General features: G+C 74.4%; 17 protein-coding genes. 11 read left to right on the top strand and 6 right to left on the bottom strand.

The features are described 5' to 3' along the window. Nucleotides 1-10: 10 nt before the first annotated feature. The 5 genes from HOP40_RS32700 (at nucleotide 11) to HOP40_RS32680 (ending at nucleotide 5220) form a co-directional block, all read left to right on the top strand. Nucleotides 11-790 carry an SDR family NAD(P)-dependent oxidoreductase gene (locus HOP40_RS32700; RefSeq protein ID WP_172166872.1) on the top strand — a complete coding sequence of 260 codons (780 nt, stop codon included), beginning with the start codon at nucleotides 11-13 and terminating at the stop codon, nucleotides 788-790. Between the two features lie 70 nt (nucleotides 791-860). After that, complete coding sequence (locus HOP40_RS32695) at nucleotides 861-3164, top strand: xanthine dehydrogenase family protein molybdopterin-binding subunit (protein WP_172166870.1); 2304 nt, start codon at nucleotides 861-863, stop codon at nucleotides 3162-3164. Continuing rightward, nucleotides 3161-3889: an enoyl-CoA hydratase gene (locus tag HOP40_RS32690; RefSeq protein ID WP_172166868.1), complete on the top strand. Its 729-nt coding sequence runs from the start codon at nucleotides 3161-3163 to the stop codon at nucleotides 3887-3889. Before HOP40_RS32695 ends, HOP40_RS32690 begins: the two co-directional genes overlap by 4 nt. 4 nt (nucleotides 3890-3893) lie before the next feature. Then, entirely contained in the window at nucleotides 3894-4703 is an 810-nt protein-coding gene (locus HOP40_RS32685; RefSeq protein WP_172166866.1) for an FAD binding domain-containing protein, read from the top strand. Nucleotides 4704-4728: 25 nt separating this feature from the next. Beyond that, entirely contained in the window at nucleotides 4729-5220 is a 492-nt protein-coding gene (locus tag HOP40_RS32680) for a (2Fe-2S)-binding protein (protein ID WP_172166864.1), read from the top strand. 13 nt (nucleotides 5221-5233) lie between these two features. Here HOP40_RS32680 and HOP40_RS32675 read toward each other — a convergent pair whose 3' ends face one another. From HOP40_RS32675 to HOP40_RS32655, 5 genes are all read right to left on the bottom strand, one after another. Further along, entirely contained in the window at nucleotides 5234-5548 is a 315-nt protein-coding gene (locus tag HOP40_RS32675) for a hypothetical protein (protein ID WP_172166862.1), read from the bottom strand. A gap of 4 nt (nucleotides 5549-5552) precedes the next feature. Continuing rightward, nucleotides 5553-7184, bottom strand: a complete 1632-nt coding sequence (locus tag HOP40_RS32670) for an AMP-binding protein (RefSeq protein ID WP_172166860.1) — start codon at nucleotides 7182-7184, stop codon at nucleotides 5553-5555. Further along, nucleotides 7181-8530 (bottom strand): enoyl-CoA hydratase/isomerase family protein, encoded by a 1350-nt coding sequence (locus tag HOP40_RS32665; protein ID WP_172166858.1) that lies wholly within the window; start codon nucleotides 8528-8530, stop codon nucleotides 7181-7183. Before HOP40_RS32665 ends, HOP40_RS32670 begins: the two co-directional genes overlap by 4 nt. Nucleotide 8531: 1 nt before the next feature. Next, nucleotides 8532-12143 carry an indolepyruvate ferredoxin oxidoreductase family protein gene (locus HOP40_RS32660; protein WP_172166856.1) on the bottom strand — a complete coding sequence of 1204 codons (3612 nt, stop codon included), beginning with the start codon at nucleotides 12141-12143 and terminating at the stop codon, nucleotides 8532-8534. Between the two features lie 83 nt (nucleotides 12144-12226). Continuing rightward, nucleotides 12227-12955: a Crp/Fnr family transcriptional regulator gene (locus HOP40_RS32655; RefSeq protein WP_172166853.1), complete on the bottom strand. Its 729-nt coding sequence runs from the start codon at nucleotides 12953-12955 to the stop codon at nucleotides 12227-12229. A gap of 113 nt (nucleotides 12956-13068) precedes the next feature. Here HOP40_RS32655 and HOP40_RS32650 point away from each other — a divergent pair, with 113 nt between their 5' ends. After that, nucleotides 13069-13536: a hypothetical protein gene (locus HOP40_RS32650; protein WP_172166851.1), complete on the top strand. Its 468-nt coding sequence runs from the start codon at nucleotides 13069-13071 to the stop codon at nucleotides 13534-13536. Nucleotides 13537-13549: 13 nt separating this feature from the next. Here HOP40_RS32650 and HOP40_RS32645 read toward each other — a convergent pair whose 3' ends face one another. After that, nucleotides 13550-14536: an aldo/keto reductase gene (locus HOP40_RS32645; protein WP_172166849.1), complete on the bottom strand. Its 987-nt coding sequence runs from the start codon at nucleotides 14534-14536 to the stop codon at nucleotides 13550-13552. A gap of 100 nt (nucleotides 14537-14636) precedes the next feature. Between HOP40_RS32645 and HOP40_RS32640 the strand changes: the two genes are divergently transcribed. The 5 genes from HOP40_RS32640 to HOP40_RS32620 all read left to right on the top strand — a co-directional run bounded on the left by HOP40_RS32640 (nucleotide 14637) and on the right by HOP40_RS32620 (nucleotide 18954). Continuing rightward, on the top strand, nucleotides 14637-15488 hold the full coding sequence (locus HOP40_RS32640; RefSeq protein ID WP_172166847.1) for a helix-turn-helix transcriptional regulator: 852 nt from the start codon (nucleotides 14637-14639) through the stop codon (nucleotides 15486-15488). Between the two features lie 41 nt (nucleotides 15489-15529). After that, on the top strand, nucleotides 15530-16225 hold the full coding sequence (locus HOP40_RS32635) for a GntR family transcriptional regulator (RefSeq protein ID WP_172166844.1): 696 nt from the start codon (nucleotides 15530-15532) through the stop codon (nucleotides 16223-16225). A 172-nt stretch (nucleotides 16226-16397) separates the two neighbouring features. Next, entirely contained in the window at nucleotides 16398-16586 is a 189-nt protein-coding gene (locus HOP40_RS32630) for a ferredoxin (RefSeq protein WP_172166842.1), read from the top strand. Next, on the top strand, nucleotides 16586-17773 hold the full coding sequence (locus HOP40_RS32625) for an NAD(P)/FAD-dependent oxidoreductase (RefSeq protein WP_172166839.1): 1188 nt from the start codon (nucleotides 16586-16588) through the stop codon (nucleotides 17771-17773). Before HOP40_RS32630 ends, HOP40_RS32625 begins: the two co-directional genes overlap by 1 nt. Next, on the top strand, nucleotides 17770-18954 hold the full coding sequence (locus HOP40_RS32620; protein WP_172166837.1) for a cytochrome P450: 1185 nt from the start codon (nucleotides 17770-17772) through the stop codon (nucleotides 18952-18954). Before HOP40_RS32625 ends, HOP40_RS32620 begins: the two co-directional genes overlap by 4 nt. Nucleotides 18955-18971 lie beyond the last annotated feature (17 nt).

Below are 18971 nucleotides of genomic sequence, written 5' to 3'. Positions count from 1 at the left end.
AGGCAGGAACATGGATCTGCAACTGACGGGCAAGAACGTCCTGGTCACCGGGGCGGGCCAGGGCCTGGGCCGGGCACTGGGCCTCGGTTTCGCCGGCGAGGGCGCGAACGTCGCCTTCCACTACAACTCCTCGGGCGAGGGCGCCGAGAAGGCGGCCGCCGAGGCCTCCGAGCTGGGTGTCCGCGCGATCGCCGTGGGCGGTGACCTGCGCGACGCCGAGGCCGTGGCCCGGATCGTCGGGCGGACGGAGAACGACCTCGGCCCGATCGACGTGCTGGTGAACAACGCCGCCGTCGCGGTCAAGCAGCGCTTCCTCGAGTCGACGCCGCAGGACTGGGCTGCGCAGATCGACGTCACGGTCACCGGAACGCTCCAGGTCACCCACGCCGTGGCGACGCTGATGGCCGGGCGGAAGAGCGGCGCGATCGTCAACATGATGGGCGACTCCGGGCGGGTCGGGGAGTCGGGTCTGCTCGTCACCGCCACCGCCCGCTCGACGACCGTCGGGCTGACCCGCTCGCTGGCCAAGGAGCTCGCCCGGTTCGGCATCCGCGCGAACGCGGTCTCGCTGGCGCTGGTGCGGACCGACAACTTCGACAGCCACGCGGGCACCGGGGCGGCGGGGGACGGGGAAGCCGAGCAGATGAAGAAGATCCTGGCCCAGTACCCCCTGCGCCGGGTGGGGCACCCGGACGACATCACCCCGATGGTGCTGCTGCTGGCGTCGCCGCTGTCGTCGTGGACCACCGGCCAGGTCGTGTCGGTCAACGGCGGGTACGCGATGCCATGAGCGAGCGTGCGAGCGAATCATCGACACGGCGCTTCGCGAAGCGTCGACCGAGCGTCAGCGAGGGCGTGCGATGAGCACCCTCGGCAGCAGTCCCCGGCGCAAGGAGGACCGGCGGCTGGTCACCGGCCACGGTCGCTTCGTGTCCGACCTCGAGCTCCCGCGCATGCGCCACGTCGCCTTCCTGCGCAGCCCCTACGGCCACGCCCGGATCACCGGCGTCGACGCCGGCGCGGCCCGCGCGGCCGGGTACCGGGTGTTCACCGGCGCCGACTTCGCCCACGTGGCGCTGCGCGCGCAGTCGGCGCTGCCGTCCTACGTCGAGACCGACCAGCCGGTGATCGCCCACGAGAAGGTCTGCTTCGCGGGGGAGACGGTCGCCGCGGTGGTGGCGCGCAGCCGCTACCACGCCGAGGACGGGCTCGAGCTCGTCGAGGTCGACTACGACCCGCTCCCGCCCACGGTCTGCGCGTGGGACGAGCCGCGCGAACCCGTGCACCCGGAGGCCCCGGACAACGTCCTGCTCCAGCGCACCTTCGACGCCGGGTCCGTGGAGGACGCCTTCGCGGCCGCCGCCGTCGTCGTCGAGCGGGAGCTCGTCACCAACCGGCACTCGGGCAACCCGATGGAGTGCCGTGCGGGCGTCGCGCTGTGGAACGCCGCGGACGGCAAGCTCACCTTCTGGAACGGCACCCAGGTGCCGCACATCGTCCGCAACATGATCGCCGAGCTGATGGACCTGCCCGAGGGGAACGTCCGCGTGATCGCGCCGGACGTCGGCGGCGGCTTCGGCGTCAAGGCCGTGCTGTACCCCGAGGACGTCGCGCTGTGCCTCATGGCGCGGGCCGTGCCGGGCGTGCCGCTCAAGTGGGTGGAGGACCGCGCCGAGCACCTGCTCGCCGCCACCCACGCCCGCGACCACCGCTACCTGATGAAGGCCGGCTTCGCCGCCGACGGGGAGCTGCTCGCCGTCGAGGCCGATGTGACCTGCAACGTCGGCGCCTACTCGGTGTACCCGTGGACGGCGGGGATCGAGCCGCTGATGGCGGGCGGGCTGCTGTCGGGCCCGTACAAGCTCACGAACTACCGCGCCACGGTGCGCGGGGTCGCGACCAACACCGCGCCGTCCGGGCCGTACCGCGGGGTCGCCCGCCCGTCCAGCGTGTTCGCCATGGAGGCGGTGCTCGACGAGGGCGCCCGCGAGCTCGGCCTGTCGGGCGTGGACATCCGCCGCAGGAACCTGATCCGGCCCGAGGACATCCCGTACCGGATGCCGTCGCGCCTGGTCGACGACTCGGGCCACTACGACGAGTGCCTCACGAAGGCCCTCGACGCCCTGGGCTACGACGGCTTCCGCGCCGAGCAGGAGCGCCGCCGCGGCACCGACGAGCCGCCGATCGGCATCGGGTTCGCCTGCTACAACGAGCTCACCGGACTCGGCCGGGCCGCGAGCGCCGGGCCCCGGATGCCGTTCCGCACCGGGCACGACGCGTGCACCGTGCGGATGAACCCCGACGGGCGGGTCACGGTGTTCTCCGGCGTCACGTCGCAGGGCCAGGGGCTGGAGACGACGATGGCGCAGATCGTCGCCGACGGCGTCGGCGTCTCCTACGACGACGTCGAGGTCCGCATCGGCGACACCGACGAGTCGCTGTGGGGCTTCGGGGCGTTCTCCTCGCGCCAGGCCGTGATCGGCGGTGGTGCCGCCCACCGGACGGCGGAGGCCGTCAAGGAGAAGGTGCTGCTGCTGGCCGCGGGCCTGCTGGAGGCGAACCCGGCCGACCTGCGCGTCGAGGACGGCCAGATCTCGGTCGTCGGGGAGCAGAAGCCGCGGATGTCGGTGCGCGAGGTGGCGCGGGTGGCCTACCTGGAGTCGAACCGGCTGCCCGAGGGCATCGAGCCCGGGCTGGAGGCGACGAGGTTCTACGACCCGATCCGCGGGGCGTTCGCCGCGGGCGCGCAGGTCGCGGCGGTCGAGGTGGACCGGACGACCGGCGAGCTGACGATCCTGCGGTACGTGTGCGTCGAGGACGCCGGGCGCGCGATGCACCCGCAGATCGTCGACGGGCAGATCCTGGGCTCGATCGCCCAGGGCATCGGCGGGGCGCTCTACGAGCACCTGGTCTACGACGACGACGGCAACCTCTCCACGGGCACGCTGCTCGACTACCTGATGCCGACCAGCGCCGAGGTGCCCGACATGGTCATCGGGCACGTCGCGCACCCGGCGGACAACCCGCTCGGCGTCCGCGGTGTGGGGGAGGGCGGCACGCTCGGCCCGAACGCCGTGCTGGCCGGTGCCGTCGCCGACGCCCTCGGCGTGCGGATCGACACCCTCCCGATCACGCCGGCGACCGTCTGGACGGTGCTCCAGTGATCACCACCTCGGCGCACGACCGCACCACCGTCGTCACGCTGGACCGGCCCGGGAGGCGCAACGCGCTGACCACCGCGCTGTGCCACGCCGTCCGCGACGCCGTCGGGAAGGCCGTCGCCGACGGGGCCCGGGCGATCGTCCTCACGGGCGCGGGCACGAGCTTCTGCTCGGGGGCCGACCTCGACGAGGTGTACACCGCCGACTTCCGCGACGCCCTCTACGCGATGCTGCACACCGTCACCGACGCACCGGTCCCGGTCGTGGCGGCGGTGAACGGGCCGGCGATCGGGGCGGGCACCCAGCTCGCGATCGCCGCCGACCTGCGCGTCGCCGCGCCGGGTGCGGTCTTCGGCGTGCCGACGGCGAGGATCGGGCTGGCGGTCGACCCGTGGACGATCCGGCGGCTCGCGCTGCTGGCCGGCAACGGCACGGCGCGGGCGCTCCTGCTCGCGTGCGACCAGCTCGACGCGGCCGCCGCCCGCGCCTGCGAGCTCGTCGAGCGCCTCGGCGAGGTGGAGGACGCGATCGCGTGGGCGCAGGGGATGTCCGCCCTCGCCCCGCTGACCGTCGCCTACTCCAAGCAGGTGCTCAACGAGGTGTTCGAGCCCGTGCTCGACGAGGCGGAGCTGGACGCCGCGTTCGAGGCCTGCTGGTCCAGCGCCGACTTCGCCGAGGGCCGCCTGGCCCGCACCGAGAAGCGCCCGCCCGTGTTCGAGGGGAGATGACCCGATGAAGTGCGCCCCGTTCGACTACGTCCGCGCCGGCAGCGTGGAGGAGGTCGTGAAGGTCCTGGCCGGCTCCGACGGCGACGGCAAGATCCTCGCCGGCGGGCAGAGCCTGGTCCCCGTCCTGGCGCTGCGGATGGCCCGGCCGTCCGTGCTCGTCGACGTCAACCGCATCCCGGGCCTCGGCGCGATCCGCCCGGTGGACGGTGCGGTCGAGGTCGGGGCGCTGGCCCGGCACAGCGCGCTCGTCGCGCAGACGCACCACCCGCTGCTCGCGGAGGCCGCGACGTGGATCGGCCACACCGCGATCCGCTCCCGCGGCACGGCGGGCGGCAGCATCGCCCACGCCGACCCGTCGGCCGAGCTCCCCGTCGTCGCGGTCGGCACCGGGGCGACCGTCAGCGTCGCCGGGCCGGAGGGCGTCCGCACCACCACGGCCGAGGAGCTGTTCGTCAGCGCCCTGGTCACCTCGCTCGGCGAGGACGAGATGATCACGAGCATCCGGTTCCCGCAGCCCGAGCGCTGGGGATTCGCCGAGTTCGCGCGGCGCCACGGCGACTTCGCGCTGGTCATGGCGCTGGTCGCGGAGGTCGACGGCGCCGTCCGCGTCACGATCGGGGGCGTCGGCGCCGTGCCGGCCCGGGCCGCGGAGGCCGAGCAGGTGCTCGCCGCGGGCGGTACCGCACGGGAGGCGGCCGCCGCGGCCGCCGCCGGGATCGAGCCCACCGCCGACCTGCACGGCTCCGTGCCGTTCCGCCGCGCGATGGCCGCGGAGATGGTCCGGCGCGCGTGCGCCCGGGCCGGCATCGACTAGCCCGACACCTTTCAGGGGAGACACCATGGACGTCACCTTCAGCGTCAACGGCGAGCGCGTCAGCCTCGACGTCGAGCCCCGCCGCACCCTCGCCGACGCCCTGCGCGAGGACTGCGGCCTCACCGGCACCCACCTCGGGTGCGAGCACGGCGTCTGCGGCGCCTGCACCGTCCTCGTCGACGGGCAGCCCGCGCGCGCCTGCCTCATGTTCGGCGTGCAGGCCGACGGCTGCTCCGTCACCACCGTCGAGGGGCTCGAGGGCGAGGACGGCGAGCTGCACCCCCTGCAGGAGGCGTTCGTCGAGCACCACGGCCTGCAGTGCGGCTTCTGCACGCCGGGGATGCTCATGAGCGCCCTGCACCTGCTCGACACCGACCCCGGCGCCGGCCGGGAGACCATCCGCGAGGAGATGTCGGGCAACATCTGCCGCTGCACCGGCTACCAGGGCATCGTCGACGCCGTGGAGGCCGCGGGCGCGGCGCTGCGCGGGGACGCGGACGGGCCGTCGTCGTCGTAGTCGGGCGGCCGGGTCAGCCCGCGCTGAGGTGGTGGCGCACGACCGCGACCACCGACGGCGGGGTGCTCTCGGTGCGGACGGTCGTGTCGCACACCGCCCCCTGGCCGGCGCGGCCGCGGAGCACCGACTCCGCCACGAGGACGGTCCCGGCCCCCCGCGGCGGCGCCACGACGTCGACGACGTGGCGGTGCACGGCGGCCCCGGCCAGCAGCGCCTGGGCCGCCGTCTCGGCGAGCACGAGGAGGTAGCCCGACCTCAGCCCGCCGTCGTCGTCGAGCATCACGCTGGTGACCGTCATCCGGGCCGGTGCCCGGTCCGCCTCGATCACGGCGCTACACCGCCGCCGCCTGGAGGGCGGGAGCGTCGAGCCCCAGCTCGGCGACCGCGATCTCCCGCATGCGGAACTTCTGGACCTTGCCGCTCGCCGTCGTCGGGAACCGGTCCGTGAAGCGCCACAGCGAGGGGATCTTCGAGCGGCTGATCCGCCCGGCGCACCACGCGGCGAGGTCGTCGCCCCCGGCCGGCGACCCGTCCGCGAGCCGGACCCAGGCCATCACCTGCTCGCCGAGGCGCTCGTGCGGCACCCCGACGACGTGCGCGTCGGCCACGGCGGGATGGGTGCGGAGCAGCTCCTCGACCTCGCGCGGGTGGATGTTCTCGCCGCCGCGGATGATGACGTCCTTGAGCCGGCCGACGATGGCCACGCTGCCGTCGTCGTGCATGACGGCGAGGTCGCCGGTGCGCATCCAGCCGGCCGGGTCGATGGCGGCCCGGGTCGCGGCCGGGTCGTCCCAGTAGCCCGCCATGACGCTGTAGCCGCGGGTGCACTGCTCGCCGGGCGTCCCGGTGGGCACGACCCGCCCCGTCACCGGGTCGACGATCTTGACCTCGACGTGCGGGGTCGGCCGTCCGACGGTCGTGTCGCGGCGCTCCGCGGGGTCCCCGGGCAGGGTCTGGAGGGAGATCGGCGAGGTCTCGGTCATGCCGCAGACCGTGGACAGCTCGGGCACGTGCAGCTCGGTCCGGATCCGGGCCAGCAGGTCGGGGGCGCAGGGCGCCCCGCCGATCAGGCCGGTGCGCAGGGTGTCGAGCCGGACGTCGCGGCGCCGCGGGTGCTCGAGCATCGCCAGGTACATCGTGGGCACGCCGTAGACCGCGGTGCACCCCTCCTCGTGGATCGCCTCCAGCGTGCGCCCGGCGTCGAACGCGCCGCCGGGCAGGACGAGCGCGGCGCCGTGGGTGCTGGTGCCCAGCGTGCCCAGCACCATCCCGAAGCAGTGGAACAGCGGGACCGGGGCGCACACGCTGTCGGCGGGGCCGAAGCCGATCGCCGCGGCGACCAGCCGGCCGTTGTTGAGCAGGTTGTGGTGGGTGAGCGTGGCGCCCTTGGGGCGGCCGGTCGTGCCCGAGGTGTACTGGATCGCGACGGGGTCGTCGATGTCGACCTCCTGCTCGGCCGCGTCCACGGCGGCGGGGGAGCCGTCGAGGAGCTCGGCCCACCCGTCCTCGAACGGGATGGCCTCGCGCAGCTCCGGGCAGTCGGCCCGCAGCCGTGCGACGGTCGCGCCGCAGTCGGTGTCGCGGAACCGCGCGGCGTGCAGCAGCAGCGACGTCCCGGAGTGGGCCAGCGCGTAGCCGAGCTCGGCCGCCTCGTAGGTCGGGTTCAGTGCCACGAGGATCGCGCCGGCGCGCGCCGCCGCGAACTGCAGCACGACCCACTCGTACCGGTTCGCGGCCCAGACACCGACGCGGTCGCCGCGCCGGACGCCCCGGGCCAGCAGCGCGCCGGCGACCCGGCCGCTCTGCTCCCACAGCTCGTCGTAGGTCGCGCGGAGGCCCTGCGCGCGGTCGACGAGCGCGGTGTGCCGGCCGAACCGCTCCGTGGTGCGGCGCAGGTTCTGGCCGATGGTCTCGCCGAGCAGCGGCCGGTCGACGCTGCCGCAGGCGTAGGACGGTGCGGTCACTTCACGCCGCCGCGGCGCGCGGGGTCCCAGGCCTGCTCCAGGTTGCGGATGATCGCCGGGGAGTACATGCACCGCGCCTGCAGGATGGAGAGGTTCGCCATGTAGTGGCGGAAGGCCTCGAGGGGCTCGACGCCGACGCGCATCTCCGTGCGGTTGGCGCCGACGCCGACGGGCCCGGTGGCCGTCAGCGCCTCCACGGCGTTCGCGATCGCGGCCTGCACGCCCTCCTCGTCGACGACCAGGTCGTCCACGATCATGCGGCCCTCGGGGGAGTCGACGTAGATGTCGCGGTTGAAGAAGATGCCCTGCCGGGCGACGCGCTCGCCGACGAAGCGGGGCAGGCGCATGTTGCCGCAGCCCGGGAGGAAGCCCTCGCGGCGGGCGGGCAGGTTGACGTAGGCGCCGGACCGGGCGACGACGCGGTCCATCACGAGCAGGTACTGGCAGCCACCGCCGATGGCGAAGGTGTCGACGGCGGCGATCCACGGCTTCTCGTGCCGCTCCTCGACCGCGGACACCGCGCCCGAGCCCAGCGAGTGCCCGCGGTACCACTTGGTGATCAGGCCGAGCTCGCGCTCGATGAAGAACTCGATGAGCGACACCTCGCCGTGGTAGAGCCGGGTGAGGTTGACGCCGGTGTCGAAGACGCGGCGGCCGGCGTACTTGGGGTGCTCGGAGACGGCGCCGCGCAGCAGGCCGACCTCGATGCGGTCGTCGAGCAGGACCAGGTCGGTGGCGGTCTCCATGGCGGCCGTGGACTCGTCGTCCTCGGCGTTGAGGTACTTCTGGTACGTGATCGTCAGGTGCCCGACGTTGGCGCGGCGCTCCAGCAGGCAGCTGCCCAGGTCGACGCGGTCGGTCCGGCGGAACTCCTCCAGCAGGTCCAGCGCCTCGCGGCGGGGCTGCGCCATGGCGTGCAGGAGGTGGTAGCCGGTGCGCGGGTGGTCGAGCACCCGCGAGATCAGGATGCCCTGGTCGTACTCCCACCCGTCCTTGTGCTTCTGCGGGTGGCGCCGCTCCTGCGCGATGCGCTCGCGCGTGGGCACGAGACCGGGGACGAGGTCGGCGGCCGCGTAGGCCAGCTCGGCGACCCGCAGCAGGCGGGCGCCGCCGTCGGTGAGCGCGTCGTAGACGGCCTCGACGTGCCGGTCGAGGAAGCGCGCGCGGACGCCCCGGCCGTCGTCGAGGAGCGCGTCGGCCCGCTCCTGCTGCTCGGCGGTGCGCTCGGGCTTGGGGGGCAGGGCCGCGAGCTGCTCGTCGAGGAGGGCGAAGTGCTCCGACGCCAGTGCCGCGTCCTTCTCGAAGTCGCCGGTGAGCTCGGTCGGGAGTGCCGGTGCGTGCGCCATGTCAGTCGTCCGTCTTCGTGAGGAGGGGCAGGGGCGTCGAGGAGTGGGGCGTCGAGGGCAGGGGCGTCAGGGGGAGGGACAGGGTGGTCGCGAGCCGGCCGCGCAGCACCTCGGCGCGGGCGACGGCCTCGGCGGCGGAGCGCATCTTGATGTCCTCGTAGCCGCGGATGTCATCGGGCAGCCGGGCCAGGTCCAGCACCGCGGCCCGGTTCTGCAGCCGCAGCTCGTCCATCGCGCCCAGGACCAGGTCGGTGTACCAGCCGACGAGCCGGCGTTCCTCGACCCGCACGCCGTCGCGCCCGAACGGGTCGAACCGGGTGCCGCGCAGCCTCCGCATGCGGGTCAGTGCGGTGAAGGCGGGGTCCATCCAGCGTGCGCGGACCGAGATCTTGTTCCGCATCCCCAGCGCCCGCAGCACCGGCGGGTGCAGGTTGTACCGGACGACCGGCGAGCCGGCGAACATCCCGGACGCCCGCTGCTCGCGGCTGGAGCGCAGGTGCAGCCGCGCCACCTCGTACTCGTCCTTGTAGGCCATGAGCTTGAACAGGTTGCGGACCACCTCGCGCGTGATCGACAGGGCGGCCGGGTCGCCGAGGCGGGCCCGCTCCCGGGCGGCGACGTCGAGGACGACGTCGAGGTAGCGGCCCGCGTAGTCGGCGTCCTGGTAGGAGATCAGCTCGCCGACCCGCACGGCCAGCAGCCGGCGGTCCTCCTCGGGCAGGTCCGTGACGCGGGCCATGGCCGTGTCGTAGGCGGCGCGCTGCGCGGCCGGCAGGAGCCCGCGGGCGTGCCGGCGCTCGGCCTCGGCGTCGCGGGGCGGCGGGGAGAGCAGCGCCCGGATCCGGGCGGGGTCGGCCACCGCGAGGCGGCCGTGGCGGAACGCCTGGCGGTTCTGCTCCGCGGCCGTCCCGTTGAGCGTGATGGCCTCCTCGATCGCGGCCGACGAGAGCGGCAGCATCCCGGCCTGGTACGCGGCGCCGAGCGCCACGGTGTTGGTGGCCATGTAGTCGCCGAAGACGGTCTCGGCGACGGCGCGGGCGTCCACGCCCACGGCCTCGGCGCTGAACCGGGCGACGGCGTCGACCATGGGGTCGACGGGCGCGGCGAGGCGGCTGTTCCGGATCATCTCGCCGCTGGGCAGCAGGCCTGTGTTGACGAGCGCGCGCGTCCGGTCGGGGGAGCAGCGGTCGAGGTTCGCCGGGTCGGCCGCGGCCATCGCGTCGACCGCCAGGTAGAGGTCGGCCCGGGCCGCGCCGACCTTGTTGGCGTCGACGCGGGTGCCGCGCGGGCTCAGGACCAGGCTGCTCAGGACCGCGCCCCACTTCTGCGCCGCACCGGTCTGGTCGTAGCTCACCGCCTCGGCGCCGTCGATCAGCGCGGCCCAGGCGAGCACCGAGTTGAGCGTCAGCACCCCGGTGCCGCCGACCCCGGGCACGAACACGTGGAACGGCCGGTCCAGGACCGGACGCCGCGGCTCGGGGATCTCCGCGGCGTCGACCGGGACGTACTCGGGCTTCGCGAGGCCCTCCGGGGCGGTGACGGTGAGGAAGGAGGGGCAGTCGCCCTTGAGGCACGAGTGGTCCTGGTTGCAGGAGGACTGGTGCACCGCGGTCTTGGGCCCGAACTCCGTGTCGTCCTTGTGCAGCGACATGCAGTTGGTGACCTCGCCGCAGTCACCGCAGTCCTCGCACACGCCCTGGTCGACCACGACGAACGTCGACGCCTTCGGCGCGGTGCCGCGCTTGCGCTTGCGGCGCCGCTCGTTGGCGCACTCGCCGTCGTAGAGGAAGACCGTGACGCCGGCGGTCCGCTGCAGGTCGCGCAGGACGGTGTCGATCTCGTCCGCCCCGTGCACCGTGGCGATCCCGGGCAGCTCCGCCCGGCGGTAGACGGCGGGGTCGTCGGCGACGATCGCGATCTTCGTGACGCCCTCCAGCGCGAGCAGGCCCGCCAGCGTCGGCACGTCCGCCTGCCCGATCGGCTCCTGCGCGCCGGTGTTCGCGACCGCGCCGTTGTAGAGGATGCGGTAGGTCATCGTCACGCCCGCGGCGACCGAGAACCGGATGCTCAGGTAGCTGGAGTGGAACAGGCTGCCGTCGCCCTGGTTCTGGACGACGTGCTCCAGGTCGGTGAAGGGGCTCAGCCCGATCCAGGCGACGCCCTCGCCGCCCAGCGGGAACGTCGCGTCGATCCGCCGCTCGGGCTGCTCGATGATGGAGGCGAAGATGTGGCAGCCGGGGGCGCCCCAGGCGACCTGGCCGTCGAGAACCGTGGTCGACACGTTGTGCGGGCAGCCCGAGCAGTAGTTCGGCGACCGCTTGAGCATCGCGGTGTAGTCGCGCCCGCGGACCTGGTCCAGCTCGTCGGTGCGGCGGGTGACGGTGATCCGCTCCGGGATCCGGGCGCGCAGGATCGGGGCCAGACCGGCGGCGACCGCGTCGGCGTCGAGGCTGCCGTACTCCGGGAACCGGACGCGGCCCTCGGCGTCGCGCTTGCCGTGCACCCGCGGGTGGGTCGCGAGGTTGCACACCGCGGACCGCACCGCGTCCTCGAGGATCGGGCGCTTCTCCTCGATGACGACCACCTCGTCGAGGTCGCCGGTCGCCTCGCGGACGAAGTCGGCGTCGAGCGGGTAGAGGGCGCCGATCTTGACGAGCCGGATCCCGGCGCGGCGCAGGTCGTCGTCGTCGACACCCAGGTCGCGCAGCGCCTGGACGGTGTCGGCGTAGCTCTTGCCCGCGGTGAGCAGCCCGATGCGGTCGTCGCGTCCGCGGACCCGCACCTCGTTGAGCCCGTTCGCACGGGCGTAGGCGACGGCCGCGGGGTGCCGCTCGGTGAAGACGTGCCGCTCGGTCTCGACGACCTTGCCGGGGAAGAACGCGTGGTCCTGCCACTTGCGGAACGGCCGGCCGTCGATCTCGAACTCGGGGACGACGATCCGGGGCTCGTCCCGGACCAGGTCGAGGGTCTGGCCCCCGTCGCACAGCTGGGCGACGAGCTTCATCGCCACCCAGCACCCCGAGAACCGCGACAGGGCGACCGCGTGCCGGGTGTAGGTGAGGAACTCCGCCACCGACGACGGGTACAGCACGGGGATCCCGGCGTGGGCGAAGGCGTACTCCTGCTCGAACGGCAGCGACGAGCTCTTCGCCTCGTGGTCCTCCCCGCTGAGCACGACGACGGCGCCGTGGGTGGTCGTGCCGCCGAAGTTGCCGTGCCGCAGCGAGTCGCCGGCCCGGTCCAGCCCGGGGCCCTTGCCGTACCAGAACCCGGTCACCCCGTCGTAGCGGCTGTGCGGGTACCGCTCGAGCAGCTGCGTGCCCATCAGCGCCGCCGCGGCGAGCTCCTCGTTCTGCCCCATCTGGTGGACGACGTCGTGCTCGGCGAGCAGGCCGCGGTTCTGCTGCAGGGCCAGGTCGTAGCCGCCGAGCGGGGACCCGGGGTAGCCGGTGATGAACGTGCCGGTGCGCAGCCCGGCCCGCCGGTCCGCGCGCACCTGGTCGAGCGGTGCCCGCAGCAGCGCCTGGACCCCGGTCAGGAAGACCCGGCCGTCCTCCAGCAGGTAGCGGTCCTCGAGCGCCACCCGCGGTCGCTGCTCCACATCGATCGACATGCGTCGCTCCCGGTCCTCGTCGTGCTGAGGACGTCAGCGTGGCGCGCGCCGGCCGTGGTGTCGGTAACACACGATACGGACGGTCAGGGCCGGTAGCCCCCGGCGACCGCGCGCAGCGCGTCCAGGTCCGGCACGACGATCTCCCGCCCGTGCCGCCGCACCACGCCCTCCTCGAGCAGCCGCGCCAGCTCCCGGCTCATCGTCACCCGCGTGACCCCGATCATCAGGGCCAGCTCGTCGAGCGAGTACTGGACGCGCAGCCGGAGGGTGCCGTCCGGCTGCCGGACGCCGTAGGCCTCGACCAGGTGGTCCAGCACCAGGGCGACGCGACCCCGGGCGGGGAGCCCGTCCGCGGCGATGTGCATCGCGAACAGGCGCGCCTTGCGGGAGATGCGGCGCGTCATCTCCACGAGGATCGCCGGTTGCCCCCGTGCCGCCTCCATCACCGCCTGCCTGCTGATCACCGACATCTCGCTGTCGGTCACGGCCACGCAGGAGGCGTACCGGGGGAGCCCGTCGAAGCACGTCGACTCGCCGAGCCCGGCCCCGGGCTCGGCGTAGGACAGCACCCGCTCGGACCCGTCGGCCCGCGTCAGGTAGATCCGCAGGCGGCCGCGGACGACCTGGTAGATGAAGTCCGACACCGACCCCTGGCGGTAGACGAACTCCCCGGCGCGGTAGCGGCGCACCTCGCCCAGCGCGGCGATCCGGTCGGCGATCGTGGGGTCCTCGGTGAGCAGGAACGGCGAGGTGGTGGACACCTCCGGGGCGTGCACCCCGGCGGCCCTGCCCCGATCCCTCGCCGTGGTCACGGAGCCCCCTCGCTCTGTCCGTCGACCGTCATACTAGCGCTCGTTAGTCGGGGGACAAGGGTGGCCACAGGCTCCCACCGGTGAGTCCGGGGCGTCGCGGACGTCGTAGGGACATGACCACCGCGCACCGCAGCCCGGCCCTCGCCGCCCTCGACGTCCTGGTGGGCGAGTGGGAGGTGCGGCCGACGCCCCCGCCGGAGTGGGGCGTGGCCGACCCGGACTCCCTGTCGGGCCGCGTCACCGTCGAGTGGGCGCTGGGCGGTGCCTACCTGATGATCCACTCGCACGCCCCCGACCCGATCCCGGACAGCACGTGCGTCATCGCCCCCGACGGCGAGGAGTACCTGCAGCACTACTTCGACTCCCGCGGCGTCACCCGGCTCCATCGCATGACGCTGACCGGGGGCGTCTGGACCCTGGTGCGCACCGAGGCCGACTTCAGCCCGCTCGACTTCTCCCAGCGGTTCGTCGGCCGGATCAGCGCCGACGCCTCGACCATCGAGGGCCGCTGGGAGAGGTCCGACGACGGCGGGCGGACGTGGGAGCTCGACTTCGCGATCACCTACCGGCGCCGTCCGTGACCGCGACGGAGGGTCAGTTGCCCACGCCGAGCGCGGCCATGAACGCCGACGGGTAGCGGTCGCCGCGGGCGGAGCCGGCGGGGACGGCGTCCTCGATCGCGGCGAGGTCGTCGGGGGTGAGGGTGAGGTCGAGGGCGGGCAGGGCCTCGGCGAGCCGCTCCCGGGTCCGGGCGCCGACGAGCGGCACGATGTCGTCGCCCTGCGCGGCGACCCAGGCGATCACCAGCTGGGCGACCGTGCAGCCCTTCCGCCGCGCGACCTCCCGCAGCGCCTCGGCCAGGGCGAGGTTGTGCCGGAGGTTGTCGCCGGCGAAGCGGGGGCTGTGGGCGCGGAAGTCGCCGGCCCGGCCGGGGACGTAGTTGCCGGAGATCAGGCCGCGGGCCAGGACGCCGTAGGCGGTGAGGCCGATGCCCAGCTCGCGCAGGGTGGGCAGGACGTCGGCCTCGACGGCGCGGGAGATGACGGAGTACTCGATCTGCAGGTCGGCGACGGGGTGCACGGCGTGGGCGCGCCGGACGGTGGCGGCGTCGACCTCGGAGAGCCCGAGGTGCCGGACGTACCCGGCGTCGATCATGTCCTTGATCGCTCCCACGGTGTCCTCGATCGGGACGGCGGGGTCGAGGCGGGCCGGGCGGTAGACGTCGATGTGGTCGACGCCCAGGCGGGTGAGGGAGTAGGCGAGGAAGTTCTTCACCGCGGCGGGGCGGCAGTCCTGCTGCAGCGGCGGGAGGCCCGGGCCGGCGAGGCCGCCGAACTTCACCGACAGCCGGTAGCTCTCCCGGTCGCGGCCGCGGAGGGCCTCGGCCAGCAGCAGTTCGTTGTGGCCCATGGCGTAGAAGTCGCCGGTGTCGATCAGCGTGACGCCGGCGTCCAGTGCGGCGTGGACGGTCGCGATGCTCTCGTGGCGGTCGGCGTGGCCGTAGGCGCCCGACATGCTCATGGCGCCCAGGCCGAGGGCGGAGACGGTGGGGCCGGTGCTGCCGAGGGTGCGTGTCTGCATGGCCCCACAGTGCGGCGGGTCCGCGGTGCCGGGAAGAGAGCGTCGATCGTGGGAGAGCCGCTCCCTGGCTGGGCGGACCGGCGACGGGAAGCATGGGGGCATGCAGCGCGAGCAGCTCGCCGACTTCCTGCGCCGGCGTCGGGAGTCGATCCGGCCCGCCGAGGTCGGCGTCACGGCGGGACCCCGGCGTCGCACCGCCGGCCTGCGCCGGGAGGAGGTCGCCGTGCTCGCCGGGATGTCGACCGACTACGTCGTGCGCCTCGAGCAGGGACGCAGCAGTCGGCCGTCGGTCCAGCTGCTCGGCGCGCTGGCCCGCGCCCTGCGCCTCAGCGACGACGAGCGCGACCACCTCTTCCACCTCGCCGGGCACCACCCGCCGCCCGCCGACGGCGTGGCGCAGCCGGCCCGCGCCGGCCTCGTCCGCGTGCTCGACCTGCTCCACGACGCGTCGGCCATGGTGGTCTCGGAGCTGGGTGAGGTGCTCGCGCAGAACCGGCTGTCGCTGCTGATGGCGGGGGACCTGACAGCGTTCACCGGCGACTGCCGCTACCTGGCGCACCGCTGGTTCACCCACCCCGACGCGCGGGCCGGTCACCCGCGGGAGGAGCGGGAGCGGCACGCCCGGTCCCTCGTGGCCGACCTGCGTGCGGTGGTCGGACGCCGGGCGGGGGACCGCACCGTGCAGGGCGTCGTCGAGCGGCTGGCCGCGGCGAGCCCGGAGTTCCGGACGCTGTGGGCCGAGCACGAGGTGGCGGTCCGTCGCGCCGACCGGAAGACCTTCCGGCACCCGCGGGTCGGTGCGCTGCTGATGGACTGCGAGACGCTCGTGACCCCCGACCTCGGACAGCAGCTGCTCGTCCTCACCCCCGCCGACGACGAGACCCGGGAGCGGCTCGCGCTCCTCGCGGTGCTGGGCACGCAGGAGTTCAGAGCAGAGACCGACGTACTTTAGAAACTTGTGCCCGTCTTGATACCTGGGCTATGGTTTCTCTCGTGGTCAAGCATGGCGGCTCAGCTACCCGGGCGGACGAGCTGTACGTCCGGCTGCGCGCCGACATCTTCATGGGGCGGCTCCGGCCGGGGCAGCGCCTGAAGTTCCCGGAGCTCTGCGAGACCTACGGCACCAGCGTGGGGCCCGTCCGGGAGGCGCTGACCAGGCTCACGGGCGAGCGGCTCGTGGCGATGCAGCCCCACCTCGGCTACGCGGTCACCTCCCTGTCGGCCGACGAGCTGACCGACCTCACGACGGTGCGGGTGGACGTCGAGGGGCTCGCGTTCCGCCGAGCGATGCTCCACGGCGACGACGTCTGGGAGACCGGGGTCGTCGCCGCGCACCACCTCCTGGTGCTGCGCGACCGCGAGATCGCGACGGTCGGGCGCGCGGACGCCTGGTACCTGGCCCACGAGGGCTTCCACGCGGCGCTGCTCGCCGGGTGCGGCAACCGCAGGCTGATCGAGATCGCCACGGGCCTGCGTGCGGAGACCGAGCTGTACCGCCGCTGGGCGGCGCCGCTGCTGGTGGAGAACGACCGCGATCCGGTCGCCGAACACCGGGCCCTCGCCGACGCCGCCGTGAACAGGGACGTCGACGCGGGCGTGGAGCTCCTGCGCGAGCACATCGCCTTCACCACCCAGATGCTGCTCGGCCGGCTCCTGCCCGCCGACGCCTCCGCCATCGACCACGGCTGAACCGGCCGCACCCGACACGTCCGGCCCGCCGCGCGGGCCGACCCCACCGGATCGCACGCCGGGCGTCACCGGCGGGTCCGCGCACGGCTCCTCGGCCCGACGGGCCGCGGTCGAGCGCGCCCGCCGAGCGCCCGCGCCGAGCCGACCCCGAGAGCCATGAGGAGGACCCGCTGTGAAGCTGTCGATCGACAGGGAACGGTGCGAGGGTTACGGGCTGTGCGCCGAGTCGGCGCCCGAGCTGATGCACCTCGACGACGAGGGCGAGCTGGTCCTCGACCACGACGAGGTGCCGCCGTCGGCGGGCCCGGCCGCCGAGTCCGCCGTCCGGGTCTGCCCGGTGGCGGCGCTGAAGGTCGGGTGATGGGGCCGGCGCGGCCGACCGAGCGCATCGTCGTGGTCGGCGCCTCGCTCGCGGGGGTGACCCTCGCCGACGCCGTCCGGCGCCAGGGGTTCACGGGGTCGCTGACGCTGGTCGGGGCGGAGCCGCGGGCCGCCTACAACCGGCCGGCCCTGTCGAAGGGGGTCCTCGACGGGACCGCCACCGACGCCGACATCACGCTGCCGCCGCTGACCTGCGACGTCGACGAGATCGTCGGCACCGCGGCCGCCGGGCTCGACGTGGACCGGCGGGAGGTCGTGCTCGAGGACGGCCGCCGCATCCCCTACGACCGCCTCGCCGTCACGACCGGGGCCCGTGCCCGGCGGCTCGCGGACCTCGGCGCCGCGGACCCGGGCGTCCACGAGACCGTCTTCCGCGACCTCGACGACGCCCGGCACCTGGCGGCCGCCCTGCGGGGCCGCCCGAAGGTGGTGATCGTCGGGGCGGGGATCCTCGGGATGGAGCTCGCGTCGGTCTGCGCGGCGAGCGGCGCCGCGGTGGTCGTGGTGGACCGGCAGCCCCCGCTGCTCGCGCAGCTGGGCCGGTACCTGTCGGACCTGCTCGCGGACGCGGCCTCCGCGCACGGCGTGGAGCTCGTCCACGACCCGGCGGGGGTGCGGCTGCGGGGCACCGGCACGCCCGTCGTCGAGCTCGCGGGCGGCGGGCGCATCGAGGGCGACCTCGTCCTCTCCGCGGTCGGCTGCGCCCCGAACGTCGGATGGCTCGCCCGGACCGGGCTGCTCACCGACGGGGGCCTGCGCGTCGACGCCCGGTGCCGCGCCGCCCCGGGCGTCGTCGCGGCGGGGGACGTGGCGGCGTTCCCGGTCCCGGGCGGCGGCCACCGCCGCACGCCGTCGTGGAACAGCGCGCTCGAGCAGGGCCGCGCCGCCGCCCGCACCCTCGTCGACGGGGACGACGCACCCGCCCTCGTCCCCTCGCCCTACTTCTGGACCGAGCAGTTCGGGCTCACCGTCCGGATCTGCGGCGAGCTGCCCGCCCGCGGGACGCCCGCGCTGCTCCGGGGCGGCCCGCCCTCCGACGGGGCGCTCCTGCGCTGGTCCGACGCCGGTGGCGGCGCGACCGCGGCCGCCGTCAACACCCGCATGCCGATCGCGCGCCTGCGCGCCCTCACCCGACCCGAGCCCGTGCCGTTGGAGGTACAGCGATGACGCTCACCCACGTGCCGCACTCCGCCGTCGACCTGTTCGACGACGAGCTCCTGCAGGACCCGTACCCGACCTACCGCGAGCTGCGCGACCTCGGGCCGGCCGTCCACCTCGACCGGCTCGACGCCTGGGCGCTCCCGCGCTACGACGAGGTCCGCGCGGCGCTCGGCGACTGGCGGACCTACTCGTCCAGCGGGCTCGCGCTCAGCGACCCGGTGAACGAGATGTTCGTCGGGACGATCCTGGCCGCCGACCCGCCCGAGCACGACACGCTGCGCAGCGTCCTCGCCGACCGGCTCGGCCCCCGCGCCGTCCGCGGCCTGCAGGCCGACATCACCGCGCGCGCCGACGCCCTGGTGGAGGAGGTGCTGGACCGGGGCGCGTTCGACGCCGTGACCGACCTCGCGGCGGCGTTCCCCCTGGCCGTGGTGTTCGACCTGATCGGGCTGCCGGACGAGGCCCGGCCGGAGATGCTCCGGTGGGCCGACGCCACCTTCAACGTCTTCGGCCCGATGAACGCCCGCACCGTCGACTCGCTGGCCGTGGTGCAGGAGCTGTTCGGGTGGGTGGCGACGCTGCGGGCGGAGGACCTCACCGAGGGCAGCATGGGCCGGGCGGTGTTCGAGGCGGCCGACCAGGGCCGCATCCGGCACGAGTCGTGCATCCCGCTGATCGTCGCCTACGCCGCCGCGGGGATGGACACCACCATCAACGCGATCGCCAACGCGGTCCACCTGTTCGCCGAGCACCCCGACCAGTGGGACCTCGTCCGCGCGGACCCCGCGCTGCTGCCGGGGGCCTTCAACGAGGTGCTGCGGCACGACGCGCCCGTGCAGGTGTTCGGGCGCCGGACGACCCGCGTCGTCGAGCTGGACGGCACGACCCTGCCGGAGGGCGCGCAGCTGCTGCTCCTCTTCGGCTCCGGCAACCGCGACGAGCGGCACTACCCCGACCCCGACCGCTTCGACGTGACGCGGGCGCCGCTCGACCACCTGGCGTTCGGCTACGGCACGCACGGGTGCGCGGGGCAGGCACTGGCGCGCCTCGAGGGGCACGCCGTGCTGAGCGCGCTGGCCCGGCGCGTGCACCGGTTCCACATCGGGACGCCGCACCGGCACCTCAACAACTCGGTGCGCGGCTTCGACTCCCTCCCGGTCACCGGGGTCGACCGGACCCCGGCATGAGCCGGCACACCCACAGC

Origin of the sequence: Pseudonocardia broussonetiae, assembly GCF_013155125.1 — a bacterium.
Classification (GTDB): domain Bacteria; phylum Actinomycetota; class Actinomycetes; order Mycobacteriales; family Pseudonocardiaceae; genus Pseudonocardia; species Pseudonocardia broussonetiae.
Note: the sequence above shows the minus strand (reverse complement) of the source record. Positions and strands in the feature narration are given on the sequence as shown.